The 19,455-nt window shown below is 48.7% G+C and carries 16 protein-coding genes, 3 tRNA genes, 2 rRNA genes, 1 other RNA gene and 1 other annotated feature; of the genes, 17 read left to right on the forward strand and 5 right to left on the reverse strand.

The window, feature by feature from the left end:
• Together rrf and guaB are read left to right on the forward strand one after the other, a co-directional pair.
• Nucleotides 1–88, forward strand: a 5S ribosomal RNA gene (gene rrf / locus KNP80_RS15365); the annotation flags it as partial.
• A gap of 249 nt (nucleotides 89–337) precedes the next feature.
• On the forward strand, nucleotides 338–1,801 hold the full coding sequence (guaB, locus tag KNP80_RS15370; RefSeq protein ID WP_214720479.1) for an IMP dehydrogenase: 1,464 nt from the start codon (nucleotides 338–340) through the stop codon (nucleotides 1,799–1,801).
• Between the two features lie 45 nt (nucleotides 1,802–1,846).
• Here guaB and KNP80_RS15375 read toward each other — a convergent pair whose 3' ends face one another.
• From KNP80_RS15375 to pdxR, 3 genes are all read right to left on the reverse strand, one after another.
• The gene (locus KNP80_RS15375) at nucleotides 1,847–5,275 is read right to left on the reverse strand and encodes an alpha-amylase family glycosyl hydrolase (RefSeq protein ID WP_214720480.1); all 3,429 of its coding nucleotides are present in this window, start codon (nucleotides 5,273–5,275) and stop codon (nucleotides 1,847–1,849) included.
• A gap of 138 nt (nucleotides 5,276–5,413) precedes the next feature.
• Nucleotides 5,414–6,028 (reverse strand): class A sortase, encoded by a 615-nt coding sequence (locus KNP80_RS15380; protein WP_214720481.1) that lies wholly within the window; start codon nucleotides 6,026–6,028, stop codon nucleotides 5,414–5,416.
• On the reverse strand, nucleotides 6,025–7,428 hold the full coding sequence (pdxR, locus tag KNP80_RS15385; protein ID WP_021066747.1) for a MocR-like pyridoxine biosynthesis transcription factor PdxR: 1,404 nt from the start codon (nucleotides 7,426–7,428) through the stop codon (nucleotides 6,025–6,027). Before pdxR ends, KNP80_RS15380 begins: the two co-directional genes overlap by 4 nt.
• Before the next feature lie 286 nt (nucleotides 7,429–7,714).
• On the opposite strand from pdxR, the gene pdxS reads away from it, so the two are divergent.
• From pdxS to KNP80_RS15425, 8 genes are all read left to right on the forward strand, one after another.
• Nucleotides 7,715–8,605, forward strand: coding sequence for a pyridoxal 5'-phosphate synthase lyase subunit PdxS (pdxS, locus tag KNP80_RS15390; RefSeq protein ID WP_021066746.1), 891 nt, complete (start codon nucleotides 7,715–7,717; stop codon nucleotides 8,603–8,605).
• 1 nt (nucleotide 8,606) lies between these two features.
• Nucleotides 8,607–9,185, forward strand: a complete 579-nt coding sequence (gene pdxT, locus KNP80_RS15395) for a pyridoxal 5'-phosphate synthase glutaminase subunit PdxT (RefSeq protein ID WP_131473012.1) — start codon at nucleotides 8,607–8,609, stop codon at nucleotides 9,183–9,185.
• Between the two features lie 138 nt (nucleotides 9,186–9,323).
• Nucleotides 9,324–10,517, forward strand: coding sequence for a D-alanyl-D-alanine carboxypeptidase family protein (locus KNP80_RS15400; RefSeq protein ID WP_214720488.1), 1,194 nt, complete (start codon nucleotides 9,324–9,326; stop codon nucleotides 10,515–10,517).
• An 18-nt stretch (nucleotides 10,518–10,535) separates the two neighbouring features.
• Nucleotides 10,536–10,743, forward strand: a binding site (T-box leader).
• Nucleotides 10,744–10,795: 52 nt separating this feature from the next.
• Nucleotides 10,796–12,079, forward strand: coding sequence for a serine--tRNA ligase (gene serS / locus KNP80_RS15405; protein WP_214720482.1), 1,284 nt, complete (start codon nucleotides 10,796–10,798; stop codon nucleotides 12,077–12,079).
• Nucleotides 12,080–12,234: 155 nt separating this feature from the next.
• Nucleotides 12,235–12,325, forward strand: a tRNA-Ser gene (locus KNP80_RS15410).
• A 38-nt stretch (nucleotides 12,326–12,363) separates the two neighbouring features.
• Nucleotides 12,364–12,454, forward strand: a tRNA-Ser gene (locus KNP80_RS15415).
• Between the two features lie 29 nt (nucleotides 12,455–12,483).
• Nucleotides 12,484–12,573: transfer RNA gene (locus tag KNP80_RS15420), tRNA-Ser, on the forward strand.
• Nucleotides 12,574–12,738: 165 nt separating this feature from the next.
• The gene (locus KNP80_RS15425; RefSeq protein ID WP_214835069.1) at nucleotides 12,739–13,737 is read left to right on the forward strand and encodes a hypothetical protein; all 999 of its coding nucleotides are present in this window, start codon (nucleotides 12,739–12,741) and stop codon (nucleotides 13,735–13,737) included.
• 41 nt (nucleotides 13,738–13,778) lie between these two features.
• On the opposite strand, the gene KNP80_RS15430 is transcribed toward KNP80_RS15425, so the two are convergent.
• Together KNP80_RS15430 and KNP80_RS15435 are read right to left on the reverse strand one after the other, a co-directional pair.
• Nucleotides 13,779–14,450 carry a deoxynucleoside kinase gene (locus KNP80_RS15430; protein WP_214720484.1) on the reverse strand — a complete coding sequence of 224 codons (672 nt, stop codon included), beginning with the start codon at nucleotides 14,448–14,450 and terminating at the stop codon, nucleotides 13,779–13,781.
• Nucleotides 14,447–15,082 carry a deoxynucleoside kinase gene (locus tag KNP80_RS15435; RefSeq protein WP_029596452.1) on the reverse strand — a complete coding sequence of 212 codons (636 nt, stop codon included), beginning with the start codon at nucleotides 15,080–15,082 and terminating at the stop codon, nucleotides 14,447–14,449. The genes KNP80_RS15430 and KNP80_RS15435 overlap by 4 nt, the downstream gene beginning before the upstream one ends.
• 121 nt (nucleotides 15,083–15,203) lie before the next feature.
• Between KNP80_RS15435 and tadA the strand changes: the two genes are divergently transcribed.
• From tadA to KNP80_RS15470, 7 genes are all read left to right on the forward strand, one after another.
• On the forward strand, nucleotides 15,204–15,704 hold the full coding sequence (gene tadA, locus KNP80_RS15440) for a tRNA adenosine(34) deaminase TadA (protein ID WP_214720485.1): 501 nt from the start codon (nucleotides 15,204–15,206) through the stop codon (nucleotides 15,702–15,704).
• A 53-nt stretch (nucleotides 15,705–15,757) separates the two neighbouring features.
• An RNA gene (gene ffs / locus KNP80_RS15445) (signal recognition particle sRNA large type) lies at nucleotides 15,758–16,026 on the forward strand.
• Nucleotides 16,027–16,120: 94 nt separating this feature from the next.
• On the forward strand, nucleotides 16,121–17,797 hold the full coding sequence (dnaX, locus tag KNP80_RS15450) for a DNA polymerase III subunit gamma/tau (protein ID WP_021065287.1): 1,677 nt from the start codon (nucleotides 16,121–16,123) through the stop codon (nucleotides 17,795–17,797).
• A 15-nt stretch (nucleotides 17,798–17,812) separates the two neighbouring features.
• Nucleotides 17,813–18,130 (forward strand): YbaB/EbfC family nucleoid-associated protein, encoded by a 318-nt coding sequence (locus KNP80_RS15455; RefSeq protein WP_021065286.1) that lies wholly within the window; start codon nucleotides 17,813–17,815, stop codon nucleotides 18,128–18,130.
• Between the two features lie 22 nt (nucleotides 18,131–18,152).
• Complete coding sequence (gene recR, locus KNP80_RS15460) at nucleotides 18,153–18,752, forward strand: recombination mediator RecR (protein WP_021065285.1); 600 nt, start codon at nucleotides 18,153–18,155, stop codon at nucleotides 18,750–18,752.
• Nucleotides 18,749–18,973, forward strand: coding sequence for a YaaL family protein (locus KNP80_RS15465; protein WP_214720487.1), 225 nt, complete (start codon nucleotides 18,749–18,751; stop codon nucleotides 18,971–18,973). The genes recR and KNP80_RS15465 overlap by 4 nt, the downstream gene beginning before the upstream one ends.
• A 377-nt stretch (nucleotides 18,974–19,350) precedes the next feature.
• Nucleotides 19,351–19,455, forward strand: a 16S ribosomal RNA gene (locus KNP80_RS15470); the annotation flags it as partial.

A 19,455-nucleotide genomic window follows, 5' to 3' on the forward strand; every position in this document is an offset into this window, starting at 1 on the left:
CCGTTCCCATGCCGAACACGGAAGTTAAGCGCTTCAGCGCCGAAAGTAGTTGGGGGTCTCCCCCTGTGAGGATAGGACGTTGCCAGGCCAACGCGAAAGACGATCGAGCATCCGCTCGGTCGTCTTTTTTATAGATTTTATTTATAATTTTGCTTCCTTGACGGTATATATAATCTATTCCCGAACATTAACAACGGAAAGCAAATAGAACGAACACAATTCTGAACTTTCTGAACATCGTGAATTGAATTGCACTTTCGAGCTATACCTGTTACCATTACAGAAATATTTCGAAACAAAGATTCGGGTCCGATAGAGAAAGGGGCAATTGATTTTTATGTGGGAAAACAAGTTTGCAAAAGAAGGATTAACGTTTGATGACGTCTTACTCGTACCGCGCTTTTCAAATGTCTTGCCAAGAGATGTGGATTTAAGCACTAAACTTTGCGAAGGTCTTGAGTTAAATGTTCCAGTCATCAGTGCTGGTATGGATACTGTCACAGAAGCACCGATGGCCATTGCGATGGCGCGTCAAGGCGGCTTAGGGGTCATTCATAAAAACATGTCGATGGAGATGCAGGCTGAACATGTCGATCGCGTTAAACGTTCAGAGAACGGCGTCATCACGAATCCGTTCTATTTGACGCCGGAGCGTCAAGTATATGATGCAGAGTACTTGATGAGTAAATACCGTATCTCGGGAGTCCCGATCGTCAATTCAGAAACCGAGCGTAAATTAATCGGGATTTTGACAAACCGTGACCTTCGCTTCATTAAAGATTACTCGACGGTGATTGCAGATGTCATGACGACGGAAAACCTTGTTACGGCAAAAGTAGGGACGTCACTTGAAGAAGCTGAGCGCATCCTTCATCAACATCGAATTGAGAAATTGCCGCTCGTCGACGATTCAGGCGTGTTGAAAGGTCTCATTACAACAAAAGATATTGAGAAAGTCGAACAGTTCCCACATGCTGCAAAAGACAAACAAGGTCGTCTGCTCGTAGCAGCTGCCGTTGGTGTCACGAAAGATGCCGCATCACGTGCTCAAATTCTTGTTGATGCAGGTGTCGATGCATTAGTCGTTGATACGGCTCACGGACACTCAGCCGGTGTCATCGAGAAAGTGAAAGAACTTCGCGACATGTTCCCGACGCTTCCAATTATCGCTGGAAACGTGGCAACAGCTGAAGCAACACGAGCTTTGATTGAAGCCGGAGCATCGGTCATTAAAGTCGGTATTGGTCCAGGATCAATCTGTACGACACGTGTTGTCGCCGGTGTTGGTGTACCACAAATCACAGCAGTATATGATTGTGTCACCGAAGCTAGAGAACATGGTGTCACAGTTATCGCTGATGGCGGAATCAAGTATTCTGGTGATATTGTGAAAGCTATTGCAGCTGGAGCTCATGCCGTTATGCTTGGTAGCCTTCTCGCAGGTGTGAAAGAAAGCCCAGGAGAGATGGAAATCTATCAAGGTCGTCAGTTCAAGACGTACCGTGGAATGGGTTCTGAGGCTTCGATGAAACGAGGCAGCCAAGATCGCTATTTCCAAGAAGCCGATAAAAAGTTCGTACCAGAAGGTATTGAAGGACGCGTCGCTTATCGTGGTGAACTAGCCGATACTGTCTATCAACTCATCGGAGGCCTTCGTTCAGGAATGGGTTATTGTGGGGCTGCCGATATCCGTGCGCTACGTGAGGATACTCAGTTTATCCGCATGACTGGGGCTGGGTTACAAGAAAGTCACCCTCACGATGTCCACATCACTAAAGAAGCTCCAAACTATTCACGCTAAACAACAAGCCGTTGTCTCTAAATTAGAGGCAACGGCTTTTCGTTATCATTTTTTTGACTTGGCCACGAGAATTACAGTACCACCATCGTCCTGTGCAGGTAAGCTGACGGTCACTTTCCCATCTCGTTTGACGACGTAATGACGTCCGCTATAGCGGTCGACGAGCGTCGTTTTATGCTTGAGTTTTGTCTGGAACGTGATCGTTCGTTTGGCTTCTGTCGTGTTCAAGGCCACGAGAACAGAGTCTTTGCCGTGCTTCCGTTCAAAGACAGAGTATCCAGTGGCAGAACCACCAGCAACGACGGCACGCGTTCCTTTACTAAATACTTTTGAATAGTCGGCACGAATATTGAGTAGCTTTTGGTAATGCGTATGCATCGCTTTACCTTCTCCTTTGACTCGTTTCCAGTCGAAGTCATAACGGTTTTCATTGAACTCGCCCTTATCCATATCCAACGCATGTTTTCCGGACTGTCCAACCTCTTCACCATAGTAGATGACAGGCTGTCCTTTCGCCGTCATTTGAAGCGAGGCGGCGACCATATGCTTCCCTTCATCGCCTCCAGCACGTGATACGAGGAAACCGTCCTCGTCATGGCTGCTAAGGAATTGTCCGAGTGTCGCTTCATTCGAGAGTTGCGTGTTGCGATATTGAAGCGCGCTCTCGACATCATCAATGTTCCCGTTGATGAAACGTTCGGCCTGATACTTGAAATCAAAGTCGAGAAGTGAGTCCATCTGGCCACTCTGTAAGTAACCGCCCGTGTTGTTCACACTTGCACCGTAATGTTCGCCAATCATTTTGAAGTCCGGTTTGATGGCCGTCAATTCGTTTTTGAACGACTTCCATGTTGTAGAGTCGACGTGTTTGACCGTGTCGACGCGGAAGTAATCGATGGTGTTTCCTTTTTTCGTTTTCGAGCGTTTAATCCAATCCGTCTGCCATTTGACGAGTTGTTCACGGACGGCAGCCTCTTCGGTCTTAAAGTCCGGTAATCCGGAAAGAGACATCTTCAAGTCATCGCCATCGACCGGATTCGAACGAATCATGCCGTCGAACGCTTTGCGCTCTTGATCGGTTGGGAAGTTTGTGGCGCCCGTGTCTACAGCTCCTGGTTCCATCCCGTAGCCAGGGTGGTTCAAGACGACGTCGACCATAATCTTCATACCGCGAGCATTCGCTTCGTCAATCAGACGATGGAATGCTTTCATATCGCCGAGATGCTCATCGAGTTTTTCGAAGTTTTTCGCCCAGTATCCATGATAGCCATACTGTGATCCATCTTTACCGTAGCGAAGATCCCAATCGATATTATCGACAATCGGTGTAATCCAAATCGTATTGATGCCTAGCTTATCCAAGTAGTCGAGTTTCTTCGTCACACCGGCAAAGTCGCCGCCGTGATAAGACTCAAGATGGTCTTGGTCATAGTATTCACCGTTCGGGTTATTGTTCGTTTTATCCCCATCGTAGAATCGGTCGGTCAGCATGAAGTAAATCCGTGCCTCATCCCAATCGAACTCTTGCTTGTCCTTCATCGAGACCGGTCGGACCGTTAACGATGTTTTCGTCTTATGGACGTTACCGTATTGGTCAATCGCCGTAATCGTTAAGAATTTATTGCCCGGTTTGACGGTATCTTTGACTGCAATCGTCTGTTTGTTGAGGGCCGGGTCGACTTCTAGTTTAGCCGGTCCACCCAGAGGACGTGCATCGATGAACAGTTGACGCAGCTTGACGCCTTTCGGCAACGTCGGCTTCACCTGGACGACCGCGTTTTCTCGAGAACTGAGGGCTTTCGGTGCCACGCTTGCTGCCAGTTTAACGTTCGGACGACGATACTCGACGCTCGAAGCCTCGAAGTAAGAATCCTTCACTTCGGTCGTGACACCATCTTTTGTGACAAGGAACGTATAATCATGTTTCCCTTCCGGTAATTTGACCGTATGGCGGAACCATTCATTTTTGGCTTCGTACGTCATCGGGTACGTCGTGCCATTGACTTTCAATGCGACACTGTCGATTTCATCGAGTTGTCCTGCTTCATACAACGCTTTGTCACGGTAGAAGAACGTGACGGCACCATCTTCAAACAAGGGTCCTTGAATCGTCGGTACTTGATGGAACGTCCCTTTGCCGCTCTCGACGACGACTTTCGTCACCCGGTCGCTTCCCAATTTGACATAACGGTCTTCCCCGTAGCCATCTTTCACGACCCAATCCGTGCCCTTGCGGATGACAAAGCCTACATTGGTCGCATCTTTTCCGACTGGGATTCGGAAGATGGCGCCATTTTCGGTGATTTTATACGGGTCAACTTGACCGTCTTTGGCACCCGTGCTCCACGTCCATAAATTCCAGTCCGTGTAATCGTTGTCGGCCCGTACGTACAACATTTCGATGTAGCGTTGTGTTTTCCACGGATCGGCGATTTCAGTGATGGTTTTAAATGACGTCGTCAATGCTGGTAACGTCGTGTTCGACAGGTTGCCTTTCACGGCGTCCGCGGGAAGGGTCGCGGTATACGTTTGATTCAAACCGAGTGCTTCGGTCGGTGTGACAGTCACAGTCGATCCACTCGCTTCAGCCGTGAACGGTACAGCTGTCTCGCCATTCATCAAGCTGATGTTCGAAGCATCTAACGACACAGGTTCATTGAACGTCCATGTGATTGGGGATTTGATGTCCACTTGTTCCGATTGATTGGCCGGCGTGACCGCTGTCACTTCGAGTTGACTGACCGTCTCGACACCGCTCAACGTGAAGGCTGGGCTATATACCGATTGTGTCGACGGAGTCGCCGAAACATTCCAACTATCGGCGACTTTATTGGCCGCATTGCTTGGAATCGTGTCGAACGCACCGTGCTCGGTAGCGTTATTCCCGCTGAGTACCGTGAGGACCCGAACGGTATCATCATTGCTTAGACCAAGCAGGGACAATGGAATTTTGCCTTCAAAGCCTTTCGTGCGATCAATGGCAAACGAGGCGCCGTTTAAGTTGCTCAAGTTTGCGAGCGGCGTGGATTCCCCTGCTTCATACAGAGCGGCTTCTTTTACTGACGTGTCGCCATCGACGCGAAGTAAAATATGATACTGTGGTTTTTTATCAGTTTGGCTGAAGTTGAACGGATGGCCGAGCGGGTTTGTCGCTACGCCTGAATCTTGTTCATTGATTTGGAGGGCGATATTTATGTACTGACCATTGTCGCCCCAGTTCGGGACGGTGTTCGCATCCACATAAAAGTAAAGGTTACGCGCATCGTTCTGCAGATAGACGTCTCCTAAATCGAATCCTTGCCAACCCGCCTGTGGGGATGTGGCGAGCGCTGGCGTGTTCGCCCAATCCGTTTTTAAGCCATCAATCGAGATTGTCGCAGGCTCGGCCAATGCGTTCATCGGAACGCCGGCTTGGATGAGGAGAACGGATGATAAAAGTAACGTGGTCGTCTGTCGTGCCGTTTTCTTCTTCATAAAGCACCTCTTTCATGGAATGTGTCGTCTACAGGGCAACGAATTGTCAAAATTGTGCAAACGGTTTCAGGAATAGTTTAGCTGAATATGTAAGCGCTCACAATATTTTTTTTGAAAAATAATAAAAACGCCTATCGGTTAGAGAGGCGTTTGGTTCACGAAGCGTCCTTTGACAATCAAACGTTCGGTCGCATCGAACGTGCATGTGACGAGTGTAATCGTCGGTTCTGTTGTCGGATCGAGCACGTCGACCCGTGTCGGGGGAACGGTCTCAAGCGAAATGACCTCGTATTCGAACGTATGTGTCATGTCGGTCAAGTAGATGGACATGCCGACGTCGATGATGTGAAGCGGACCGAACAAGGCGGTCGGGCTTTGCGTGTAGTGGCCCGCGAGTGCATAGTTTCCGGTTCCCATTCGTTGGTCCGGGTCCATCGTTCCAGCCCCGACAGCCAAGTTCTCATTGTCGAGCCCGTATAAGATTGGGAGCTCGAGTTCGATTTCTGGAATCGAAATGAGGCCGACGGTCGGTAAATCATGAAATCGATTGCGCACGGTGAGAAGTTGTTCCCATGATAACGGCTCGACGTTTGAAAACTCAAATTCACCGGTTTCTGGCTGTTTCGGTTGAATTTCGGCGGTCACTTGTTGACTGTTCCATGCCGTGAGTTGGTCTTTCCACCACGATTCGGATAACAGGAGTGTACCAATTAACAAAAGGAGCCCACCGACGACGTAGCGTGACCGTTTCATCCATCTCTTCCTTTCTCAATGTTCCAACACGACATGAGCGCACTAACGGCAGCTGGTAATGTTTCTTCGGATAAGGCGGCAAATCCAAATAAAAACTGAGGAATCGTGTCGCTTGATTCGATGCGATAGTCTGTCATCGCATTGATTCGGATATTCGAAGCCTCGGCCAATCGTTTCAAGTCTTCACTTGTCGCGCTTGTACGAACAGACAGGACGACGTGAAGGCCGGCGCTCGCCCCCGTGACGGAGACGACCGGTTCATAAGGTTTAAAGGCAGCGATAATGATTTCAAGTTTCCGGCGATATGTCTTCCGCATCCGGTTCAAGTGTTTCTCAAAATCACCGGTCGCCATAAATGCTGCTAACGTATGTTGTTCGAAACGGGGTACGCTACACGTGAAGTGACGATAACGTTCTCGATAGCGATTTAACAGCGGAGGGGGGAGTACCATATAACCGATTCGCAATGAAGGCATCAATGATTTAGAGAATGTGCTCAAATAGACGACTCGCTCGTTTTGATCCATGCTTTGCAAAGAGGGAATCGGTTTGCCGCTATAACGGAATTCACTATCGTAATCATCTTCAATCACATACGTCTGTCGCTCCGATGCCCAGTTGAGCAAACGTTGACGTCGACTGACAGATAGAATGGTCCCAGTCGGAAATTGATGGGCCGGTGTGACATAGAGGGCATCAATGGATGCTTGCTCCACCAGGTCGACACGGACGCCGCTCTCATCGACAGGAATCGGGATGAACGTCCGCCGTTGATGGGCGAACAGTTGGCGGGTGAGCGGATACCCCGGATCCTCAATGCCGAACGTCGTAGTATCCGGCAACAGTTCTAACAATTGGGGCAACAGCTGCTCGGTTCCCGATCCGACAACGATTTGTTCAGGAGAACAATGCACGCCGCGCGAATGATAGAGATAGGTCGCAATTTCTTGGCGAAGAACGAAATCGCCTTGGACGGAGCCAAGTGACAGCAAATCGTGATGTTCTTCTGAGACGACTTGTTTTAAGTGCCGGCGCCAACGTTCGAATGGGAAAGCGGTCGTGTCGATTTGACTCGGATACAAGTCGAACTCATATGTTTTTTTCACCGGTAACGGTTCGATGACGCTACTGCCGCGCCGGACGTACAGTTCTTCTTGCGGTAACACGTAGAAGCCTTTGCGTGGCAACGACTCGATGTATCCTTCCGCGAGCAACTGGGCGTAAGCCAGTTCAACGGTCGTTTGTGATACATCTAAAAACTCACCTAACTTACGTTTGGACGGAAGTTTTGTCCCGGTGGTGAGGGTGTCATCAACGATGGCTTGTCGAATGTGCAAATAGAGTTGTTCATATAATGGGACGCTCGAGTCGGCCTCGAGCGAGAACGTGAGCATATCCATGATGTGTCCTTTCTGTGGTCAGCCAAAGAAAAAATAGAGCACGAATCCGATGACGAGGAGGAGCGAGACCATTCCCGTTTTTCCGAAAAAGCTGCGCTCCTGCGCGTCGTCACGACTGTTCCATTGATCCATTCCATCATCTCCTTTAATCTTTACAACATTCGAGAATCAAGAAATGAAGTCCTTTGTTCGAACTGACCACTTTAAAAAATATAAAACTGGCACTTTCAATATAGTCAAATCAATTTATACTTGCAAGTAGACTAGCTTATTGGAGGGGATCCATTTGGAAAAGAGACAAGTAGGGACAGACAAAGTAAAACGTGGTATGGCCGAGATGCAAAAAGGTGGCGTCATTATGGACGTCATCAACGCGGAGCAAGCCAAAATTGCTGAAGCAGCAGGTGCAGTTGCCGTCATGGCACTCGAGCGCGTACCTTCAGATATTCGCAAAATGGGCGGTGTTGCTCGTATGGCCGACCCGACAATCATTGAAGACGTCATGGGTGCGGTATCGGTACCGGTCATGGCGAAGTGCCGGATCGGTCACATCGCTGAAGCACGTGTCCTTGAATCAATGGGGGTTGATTTCATTGACGAGAGTGAAGTATTGACACCTGCTGACGAAGAGTTCCATCTCTACAAACGTGACTACAAAGCACCGTTCGTCTGTGGCGCGCGCGACCTTGGTGAAGCATCACGCCGCATTGGGGAAGGTGCAGCGATGATTCGGACGAAAGGTGAGCCGGGAACCGGCAACATCGTCGAAGCGGTTCGTCACATGCGTACCGTTCAAGCCCAAGTGAAACGATTGCTCTCGATGAGCATCGACGAAGTGATGACGGAAGCACGTGATCTTGGTGCCCCGTTTGAAGTACTCATGCAAATCCGTGAAGCGGGTCGCCTCCCGGTCGTCAACTTCGCAGCAGGCGGAATTGCGACACCAGCCGATGCGGCACTCATGATGCACCTCGGAGCGGACGGCGTCTTTGTCGGATCAGGAATCTTTAAGGCGGAGAACCCTGAGAAATTCGCCCGTGCCATCGTTGAAGCTACGACGTACCATGATGACTATGAGCGCATCGCGCACTTGTCGAAAGGACTCGGCGAAGCGATGAAGGGACTCGACGTCCGCACGCTCAAACAAGAAGAACTCATGGCACCGCGAGGTTGGTAAGATGACCACGATTGGTGTACTCGGAATGCAAGGTGCAATTCGCGAACACGTTCACATGCTCGAAGCACTTGGTGCGAATACACTCGTCGTCCGCTCGGTCGATGACTTAAATCGAATCGATGGACTCGTCTTACCGGGTGGGGAGAGCACGGCGATGCGTCGCCTACTCGATCGGTACGAGTTGCTCGAGCCGTTACGTGAGAATACGGAGTTGCCGATGTTCGGAACGTGCGCTGGTTTGATTTTGCTCGCGACCGAAGTCGAAGGATATGATGCGCACTTGCGTAAAATCCCAATGACGGTCAAACGGAATGCGTTCGGACGACAAGTTGATAGCTTTGAAGTCGATTTGACTGTTAATGGAATCGATGACGCTGTCGAAGCGGTGTTCATTCGAGCGCCGCAAGTCGCATCGGTCGAAGCGAGCGTTGAGGTGCTCGCCGAGGTCGAGGAAGCGATTGTCGCGGTTCGGTATGACAAGTATATGGCCTGCTCGTTCCACCCGGAATTGACGGACGACTTGTCGATGCACCGCTATTTCTTGGACATGGTTGAAGCGACGAAGCGACAACTCGCCTGATTGAAAGGCTCTCTAGCAAATAGGGAGCCTTTTTCATGTGTTTTTTTGCTACACTGTAACGAGATACGTATAGAAAGGGGCAAGACCGTGAGACAAAGATGGATCGGAAGGATGCTCGTTTGGGCAATCCTTTTAAATATGATCGTGCCGACGGATGCATCGGCGGCACCTAAAGTTGATGCGACCGGCGCGATGCTCGTGGACATGACGACGGGACAAATCCTGTTCTCACAAGAAGAGGACGCGATGCTTCCTCCGGCATCAATCACTAAGCTGATGACCGCTTTTCTCGTCCGAGAAGCCATCGAAGCAGGTGACCTCAGTTGGAGCCAAGAAGTGACCCCGAGCGACAAGGCGTTGGCGCTGACCCGAAAACCAGGATTGGCTCGGATTCCGCTCGTCAATAAACCGTACACGGTGAAAGAGCTATACGACGTGGCGTTGATTCGTTCCGCGAACGAGGCAGCGGTCACATTGGCCGAGGCCGTCTCTGGTTCGGAAGGGGTATTCGTAAAGAAAATGAACGAACGGGCGACCGAACTTGGCATGACCCAAACGACGTTCGCCAATGCATCGGGACTTGACTCTGTGTCAGCGGGACGTCCAGGGGAGAATTTGACATCGGCCAATGATTTGATGATGCTAGCTTTGGCGTATTTGACGAAGTTCCCGGAAGTGCTCGATGTGACGAAACAAGCGTATGTTGATATCGATGGAGTCCGATTTGAAGCGACGAACCGGATGCTCGCTGGTCGTGATTTAGCCTATCCGGGTATGCTTGGCTTTAAAACGGGCACGACCGACGATGCCGGTTACTGCTTTATCGGCGTGTCGACGCGAGATGGACGTACCGTGTTATCGGTCGTTCTCGGAGCGAAGACCGATCAAGGGCGCTATACTGCTACAAAGGCGCTTCACGACTATGCCTATGGCGATTTCGTCTTGACCCCTATTTTACGGACTGGTGAAATCGTCCCGGCGACGCTGCATGTCGCTGAAGGTACAGTCGAGTCGGCAAAAGTGCGCACGACGTCAGCTTTTGAAGTACTTGTTGAAAAAGGACAGGCCGTACCCGAACCAACGTATGACCTTCCTGATACAAAAGCTCCAATTGCGGCCGATCAACAGGTCGGGACCGTCACCATCGAGCCTTCCGGAAGCGTCCGGTATCTAGATGGTGAACTTCCACCTAAAGGAACGCTCGTCGCGGCCGAACCGGTCGAGATGGCGTCGTTTTTGACACGCATGACGCGTGCCTTCTCGGACTTTTTAGATGAGATTCGACTCGTGCTCGGAAAACTGAGTCTTGTCGATAGAGTTGAGATGTTGTAAAGTAAAACTAATTCAATGACAGATGCAATGATGGGGAAAAGTACGTTACGGTCATCTACTGACAGAGAGCTAGTGGTTGGTGCAAACTAGTGGGATGATGTAACCGAATCGGCCTCGGAGCATTGGCTTGGAAACAAGTCACGTTACGCACACGTTACGTGCATCGAGTGGCCCGATTTCGGGCAACGAGGGTGGCAACGCGGATCCAAGGTGGTTCGTCCCTTTCCTACGGGAAAGGGGCGTGCCACCTTTTTATGTGAAAAAAGGAGGAATAACGAATGTTAGACATTAAACGATTACGAACAGATTTTGAAGAGATTAAAACGAAGCTAGCTCATCGCGGCGAGGATTTGAGTGCGCTCGATCGTTTCCCGGAGCTAGAAGAGAAACGCCGCAACTTGATCAATGAGGTCGAAGTGAAGAAAGCGAAACGAAATGAAGCGACGAAGCAAATTGCGGAATTGAAACGCAATAAGCAAGATGCGGATGGACCGATTCTCGAGACCCGCCGTCTCGGGGATGAAATCAAATTACTCGATGAAGAATTGCGTGAAGTCGAGGCCGAGTTGAACTTGATTCTCCTCAGCATCCCGAACATCCCGCACGAATCAACGCCAATTGGCGAAACGGAAGACGATAACGTCACGATCCGTGAAGTCGGAACAAAACCGACGTTCGAATTTGAACTCAAACAGCATTGGGACGTCATGGAAGACTTGAAAATCGTCGATGTGGAACGAGCGGGTAAAGTGACAGGCAGCCGGTTTGTCTTTTATAAAGGTCTCGGCGCACGTCTCGAACGTGCCCTCATCAACTTCATGATGGATATGCATGCCGATGAACATGGCTATTCTGAAGTGCTTCCTCCTTATATGGTCAATCGAGACGCGATGACCGGGACGGGACAACTTCCTAAATTTGAGGAAGACGCATTTAAAGTGGCGGACACGAACTACTTCCTCGTACCGACGGCAGAAGTTCCGGTGACGAACATGCACCGTGAGGAGATTATCGCTGAAGACCAACTTCCAATCACGTATACAGCGTATAGCGCTTGTTTCCGTTCAGAAGCAGGATCAGCCGGACGCGACACGCGTGGGCTCATTCGTCAGCATCAGTTCAACAAAGTCGAGCTCGTCCGGTTTGTGAAACCTGAAGAGTCTTATGAACAACTCGAACTCTTGACGGGCCACGCTGAAGAAGTGCTTAAGCGTCTTGGTCTCCCATATCAAGTGCTCAGCATGTGTACGGCAGATCTCGGCTTCACAGCTGCGAAGAAATATGACATCGAAGTGTGGATGCCGGCGCAAGGGATGTATCGTGAAATCTCATCTTGTTCGAACTTTGAAGACTTCCAAGCACGCCGGGCCGGAATCCGTTTCCGTCGCGAAGCGAACGCAAAACCTGAATTCGTCCATACACTCAACGGTTCTGGCCTCGCAGTCGGACGGACTGTCGCTGCGATTTTAGAGAACTTCCAACAGGCTGACGGTTCAGTCGTCATTCCGGAAGTATTACGTCCATATATGGGCGGCATCGAGAAAATTGAAATGCCTCAGTAATGAACAAATAATCCCGTCTGAACCGTATCGTTAAGACGGGATTATTTTCGGTTTTTTTAATGTTTTTTCACAAAAGGGTTTGACATCTGTCTGCCAAGTTGGTACTATAAATCATGTCGAGCGAGATGTTTGCTCACCAATTGTATATGAGCTTTGGAGGTGTACCCAAGTGGTTTAAGGGAACGGTCTTGAAAACCGTCAGGGGTGTAATAGCCTGCGTGGGTTCGAATCCCACCACCTCCTCCATTTTTATTTTTGGAGGCTCAACAATTTCATACTTTTTTGGAGGTGTACCCAAGTGGTTTAAGGGAACGGTCTTGAAAACCGTCAGGGGTGTAATAGCCTGCGTGGGTTCGAATCCCACCACCTCCTCCACTTTCTTTTTTTTACACTTTTTTAAGCCTGGAGTTGTACCCAAGCCCGGCTGAAGGGGACGGACTCGAAATCCGTTAGGAGTCGTAAGGCTCGCGTGGGTTCGAATCCCACCAACTCCGCTTGTTTTGGCATCTGCATGGGCAGATGCGTTTTTTTATGGTCGCAGACTCCGGTCTGCGGCTTTTTTGTTTGTGTCAATCTAGCGAAAATCAACTAATTCGTTAATCAATCGGGAATCTTAATCATATAGACTGTGATGGCGCAAAAGGAAGGAGAGGAGCGTCATGGATTGGATTGACGTATATATCGATGAGGTCATACGGCACGTTCCACCGAAGCGGCGTGAGGAAGCCGCTGCCTCGGTTCGGCAATCGATTGAGTCAGCGTTGCCCGAACAACCGTCTGAGGCAGACGTGAAACGGGTGTTAGCAGAGATGGGGCATCCGGCCGTCGTGGCCGCGCGTTATAAGGAAGGGCAGTATGTCATCGGCCCACGTTTTTTCCCCGTGTATGTGACTGTCGTTAAGCTTGTCGTTCCAATCGTCTTAGCTGTCGTTTTCTTTGGGCTTGTATTCGCTAGCATGCCGACGTTCTCAGGACCGCTTATGCTGACAGTCGGCACCTTTTTGACGAACATGTTCGATGCGTTATGGGATGTTGGGATTCAACTCGTGTTTTGGATTACGCTTATCTTCTTTTTGATTGAGCGCTATGCACCTGATAATGTACCGGCGCCAGACATGAAGTGGGATGTGTCTAAGCTGAAAGAACGGGTGAAGGGCGGTCGAATCGGTAGATTTGATGCGGGATTCGGATTATTTTGGACAGTGGTTTGGTTTGGGGTGTATCTCAACGCCGAACGCTTGCTAGGAATCTATGAATCGACGAGCGCTGGTTTCGCGATGATCACGCCAATCTTCAATCAGTCGTTCTTACTAGAAGTGATTTTGTTGTTCGTGACCGTCATTTTGCTTCAAGTCGTACTCGGGGTATGGAAATGGATCAAAGGGCATTGGACGTATGCGCTCGCTTCGTTTAATTTGGTTTATAATCTCGTCTCGGCCACGTTCATCATTTGGATGGCGAGTTCTCCGCAGTTGTTCGATTCACGCTTTTTGAATTGGCTGGAGACGAATGTCCCGAATGGGGTAAATTCGTTTGGATGGGTATTCGGTTTGGTCGTGGCCATCACGATTGTGGCAGCTGTATTCGATTCCATCGATGGATTCCGAAAAGCTCGGAAGACACCGACGTATCGGAAATCTCATATCGCCCACACATAAAAAGAAGGTGCGCCGCTCAAGTGAGCAGTGCACCTTCTTGTTTATCTGACTTTCGCTTCGCGAGCGATCGTCAATTGTTTCTCGATTTTCTCAAGGATAAGTTCGACCGAGTTCGGGTCGTTAATCAAGTCATACTCTTCGATTGAGAGACGAAGTACCGGGCAAAGATTGAAGTTGTTGATCCACTCCGTATAGCGTTCGTACATTTCTTCCCAATACGTGATTGGTGTTTGTTGCTCCATCTCACGTCCGCGCATTTGAATGCGGTCGAGCACTTGCTCGAACGAACCTTCGAGATAGATGAGCAAGTCAGGATGTGGGAAGAACGGAGTCAGCACCATTGCTTCAAACAAACTCGAGTACGTCTCGTAGTCGGTTGGAGACATCGTCCCTTTTTCGTAGTGCATTTTGGCGAAGATGCCTGTATCTTCATAAATCGAACGGTCTTGGATGAAACCGCCGCCGTATTGGAAAATCTTCTTCTGTTCTTTGAAGCGTTCCGCCAAGAAATAGATTTGGAGGTGGAAGCTCCAACGCTCGAAGTCATGATAGAATTTATCGAGATAAGGGTTCGTATCTACTTTCTCAAGTGAAGTGCGGAAGTTGAGGGCGTCGGCAAGTGAGTTCGTGATTGTCGATTTACCGATTCCGACCATTCCACCGATTGTGATGATCGTGTCATTCGGAATGTTATATTTTTCATTCAGCGTCATTTGATTTGTGCTCCTTTAGTCAATTCTAATTCACGTTCGATCGTTGCGAGGACGTGCGTCAAATCATCCGGGTTTTGGACGAAGTCGAGCTCATCTCCACTGAACGAAAGAATCGTCACTTCGGGGTGTGTCGCGCGGTATGATTCGATAAACGTTTCATAATCGCGGGCGAGCTGTTCGAGGTAGTCGCGAGACATATTCTCTTCTACTTCACGTCCACGCAAAGCGACACGTTTCATCAACGTCTCGATGCTGGCGTGTAAGTAGATGACGACATCAGGCTTGGGCATATCGTGTGTCAAAATCTTGTAGATTTGCTCATACTTGTTCAAATGAGCTGGTCTCAGGGAACGGTGGGCAAAAATCAAGTTTTTGAAAATATGATAGTCCGAAACGACGGATTGCTGTTGACTCAAGTGGTGTTTGTGGATATCGTCTAATTGCTTGAAGCGATTGCAAAGGAAAAACATTTCCGTTTGAAAGCTCCATTCGTCGATATCTTCGTAAAACTTGCCGAGAAACGGATTCTCTTCTACAATTTCATTCAGCATCTGCATTGAAAAGTGCTGACTGATGATATGGGCCAGTGACGTTTTCCCGACACCAATCGGTCCCTCTACCGTTATAAACATATGATGTCATCCTCCATTATCCAAAGTGCAAGTTCCATTCTAGCATACAATGAAGTGGATAGGGCGAGCGAAATGATTTTCATTTTTTTTCATAATAAGTGATAAGAAACGGAGTGTGTATATGGAACGAGATGAACGATTTATGAGGCTCGCCATAGAAGAAGCAAAGAAGGCGGAAGCAATCGGCGAAGTGCCGATCGGATGCGTCATCGTTAAAGGTGATGAGGTGATTGCCGCGGGTCATAATCGCCGAGAAACGGACTTATTGGCCGCGGCCCATGCCGAAATGATTGCGATTGAACAGGCGAACCAGGCGCTCGGCAATTGGCGTTTGGAAGATTGCGAACTGTTCGTCACGTTAGAGCCTTGTCCGATGTGCGCGGGGGCCATCGTGCTGTCTCGTGTGAAACGTGTCATCTTTGGTGCCCATGATCCGAAGGGAGGGTGTTGCGGTACGCTCATGAACCTCGTTCAAGACGAACGCTTCAACCACCAAGCCGAAGTGACGGAGAATGTTTTAGCAGAAGAATGTGGCGAGTTGCTGACAGTCTTCTTCCGAAACCTCAGAGAAAGGAAGAAGCAGGCGCGGCTTGAACAGAGAGGTTGCAACCCATCTGATTAAACAGTATAATGTAATAGCACTCAACGTAGTGCCTAATTTCATTTACCCATTTGCCGTGCTAGGCGGGGAGGTAGCGGTGCCCTGTAACTCGCAATCCGCTATAGCGAGACTGAATTCCGATTCGAGGGAGTGCATTGGTGTGGTCTGTCCTCGTGTAAGTGGCGTTGACGTCTGAGTCCTGCGCAACGGTCACCCATGAACCAGGTCAGGTCCGGAAGGAAGCAGCCTTAAGTGGTGACGTACCGTGTGCCGCAGGGGTGCTTGGGCCGAGCAAACTGCATGAGTAACGCACATTGACGTGCTTTCAGAAATCGGTGCGCGGCAGATTTATTTAATAACTTCAATCTACGGCCCCAGGGTTGTAGATTTTTTTGTATGATGAAATAGAGAATGTAAGGAAGAAAGGAGGCGGGGACATGGCGTATCAAGCGTTGTATCGGGTTTATCGTCCGCAGTCGTTCCAAGAGGTTGTCGGTCAAATTCATATCACACGTACGATTCAAAATGCGTTGCTTGAAGAACGAATGTCACATGCCTATTTGTTCTCGGGTCCACGAGGGACCGGTAAGACAAGTTTGGCGAAAATTATCGCGAAAGCCATCAACTGTGAGACAGCACCCACACGAGAACCGTGTAACACATGCCCGACTTGTATCGCAATCACGGAAGGGACGAGCCCGGACGTGTTTGAAATCGATGCGGCTTCAAATAATGGGGTCGATGAGATTCGAGAAATTCGGGATAAGGTCAAATATCCGCCTTCTCAAGCGCGCTTCAAAGTATATATCATTGATGAAGTGCACATGCTTTCGACTGGGGCGTTCAACGCCTTATTGAAAACGCTGGAAGAACCACCGGCGCATGCCATCTTTATTTTGGCGACGACAGAACCGCATAAAATTCCGGCAACTATCATCTCACGTTGCCAGCGCTTTGATGTGAAACGGCATGAAGTCGGTCAATTGCAAACACGTATGGCATATATCTTGAACGATCAAGATTATGACTATGATCCAGAGGCGCTCAAGCTGATTGCTCGTGCTGCCGACGGTGGGATGCGCGATGCACTCAGCCTACTCGACCAAGCACTCGCTTTTAGCGATGGCCGTTTGACCGAAGATGCTGTTCTAGAAGTGACCGGCGCGGTAACGGACGATGCTCTACTTGATATGGCTTATGGCTTACAACAGAAGCAACTCGATCAAATTTTGAGTACGTTGGAAACGATGCTTCGTGAAGGTAAGGATTTGAAGCGATTCATTGAAGATCTCGTGTTCGTTCATCGTGATGCCTTACTATTAAAGGCTTCACCTCAAGCGGTCGATTTACTCGAACGCGCCCGTCCGACAGAGACGTTCCGACAATTTGTTGAAGCGACGTCGACGGACGAACTGTTCCAAGTGATTGAAGAGTTGAATGACTGTCAGCAACAGATGCGATTATCAAACCATCCGAAAGTCTTAGTTGAGTTAACGTTTATTCGGATTGCCGAACAAGGACGGACGATGACAGAGCAGATGAAACAACTTCAAGAGCAGGTCCGTGAACTGAGTCGCGAGTTGAATGAAGTCAAGAAAACGGGTGTCCCTGCAGCGGAAGCAACAGCGGAGAAACCGAAAGTTGCCAAGCGAACTCAAATTCGAGTCCCGAAAGAACGCATTCGTCAATTATTGCAACGAGCGGAACGCCAACACTTAAACGCAATCCGTGATAGTTGGGAAGACATCATGGGGAACATTCGCACGCAAGATGGTCCGATTTTTGCACTGTTCTATGAGAGTGAGGCTGTGCTTTGTGCTAGTGACACCTTACTGGTACAATTTAAAGATGGGATGACGTGGCATTACGAGCAGGTTAGCTCGAACGGTCGCACGCGAGACGTGATTGAACAAGCCTTATTCGAAGTGACGGGGATTCGTCGAGAAATCATGGCTGTACTCGAGACCGATTGGGTTGAGTTGAAGAATGAGTTCATCCTTCGTAAACAAGCTGAACGTTCGGATCATAAGGAAGAGGAAGTGGAGGAAGAAGATCCACTTGTCTCAAAGGCCCTCGAACGTTTCGGTGACGTCGTTGAAATTGAAGAAGTTTAAAAGGAGGCGCTCTACATGCGTGGAATGGGAAACATGAACAACATGATGAAGCAAATGCAGAAAATGCAGAAAGATATGGCGAAAGCTCAAGAAGAATTGAAAGACTTAACGGTCGAAGGTACAGCAGGCGGCGGCATGGTTAAAGTGGTCGTTAGCGGACATAAAGAAGTGCTTGATGTCATTATTGCTGAAGATGCTGTAGATCCAGACGACGTCGAAATGTTGCAAGACCTTGTGTTGGCGGCGGTCAACGACGGGATGAAACAAGCTGACCAACTAGTTAATGATAAAATGGGACGTTTTACGCAAGGGATGAACCTTCCAGGTTTTTAAGTGAAGAAAGGAAAGATGCGAGTTGCAATACCCTGAAGCGATCGGACGTTTGATTGAAAGCTTTACAAAATTGCCGGGCATTGGTCCGAAAACTGCTATCCGTCTAGCGTTCCACGTACTTGATATGGAAGAAGACGATGTATTGACGTTCGCTAAGGCGCTTGTCAGTGCTAAGCGTGATATTAAATATTGTACGGTGTGTGGACACATTACAGATGTGGATCCATGTGCCATTTGTACAGATTCGCATCGTGATGAGACGGTAGTCTGTGTCGTTCAAGATTCTAGAGATGTGATTGCGATGGAGAAGATGCGAGAGTACCGCGGGAAGTATCATGTCTTGCATGGGGCGATTAGTCCGATGGAAGGAATTGGTCCTGAAGATATTAACGTCTCGAGTTTGTTAACACGTCTCCAAGAAAATGAAGCGATTAGTGAAGTCATTTTGGCAACTAACCCGAACATTGAAGGGGAAGCGACTTCGATGTATCTATCTCGACTTTTAAAACCGACCGGTATCCGTGTAACGCGTCTTGCTCACGGGTTGCCCGTGGGTGGCGATTTGGAATATGCGGATGAAGTGACATTATCTAGAGCGATGGAAGGTCGACGGGAACTATGAAGTGGTTTCGTAAACCTTTACGCTATGGTTACGATCAAAGGTTTTTGTCGGAGTTGTTAGATGCTAAGGCAAAGTACGAATCGAAACGTCACATTCTTGAAGTGAGCATCGAAGATACCGGTGAGTTAGCAGCCCAAGTGAAACAAGCGGAAGCCCTGTACTTCTTTTATTTGAAAGAAGCGAAGCGACGCAATGTTTCACTGTCTAACTTGATGTCGTGAGGCGAGATATTCTATCTCGCCTTTTTCTATGCTGAATCACGTTAGGCTATACCGATTATTTTTTCTCTATATAATGAAGGAACTAGAATTATATCTCGAGATTTAATCTGGTAGAGACAAGATATGAAAAATAATTTAAAGTTTTTCTGAAAAAGCTATTGTGCACTTAAAGTTTTATTGATATATTAATAGACGTCGCCGAGAGCGGTTTTAAAAATCGAAAAAAAGATATTGACTTCCAGTTAATAGCTTGTTAAGATATTTAAGTCGCCAAGAAACGACAGACGAACTTTGAAAACTGAACGATGAGGCAAAAAAGTTTTACAATGTTTGAATGAAGCGCAAGCTTCGTCATTTTTTAAAGAGCTATATCAAATTCTTTGGAGAGTTTGATCCTGGCTCAGGACGAACGCTGGCGGCGTGCCTAATACATGCAAGTCGAGCGCAGGAAATCGACGGAACCCTTCGGGGGGAAGTCGACG

The organism is Exiguobacterium sp. E4787 (assembly GCF_018618375.1).
Taxonomy (GTDB): Bacteria; Bacillota; Bacilli; order Exiguobacteriales; family Exiguobacteriaceae; genus Exiguobacterium; species Exiguobacterium chiriqhucha.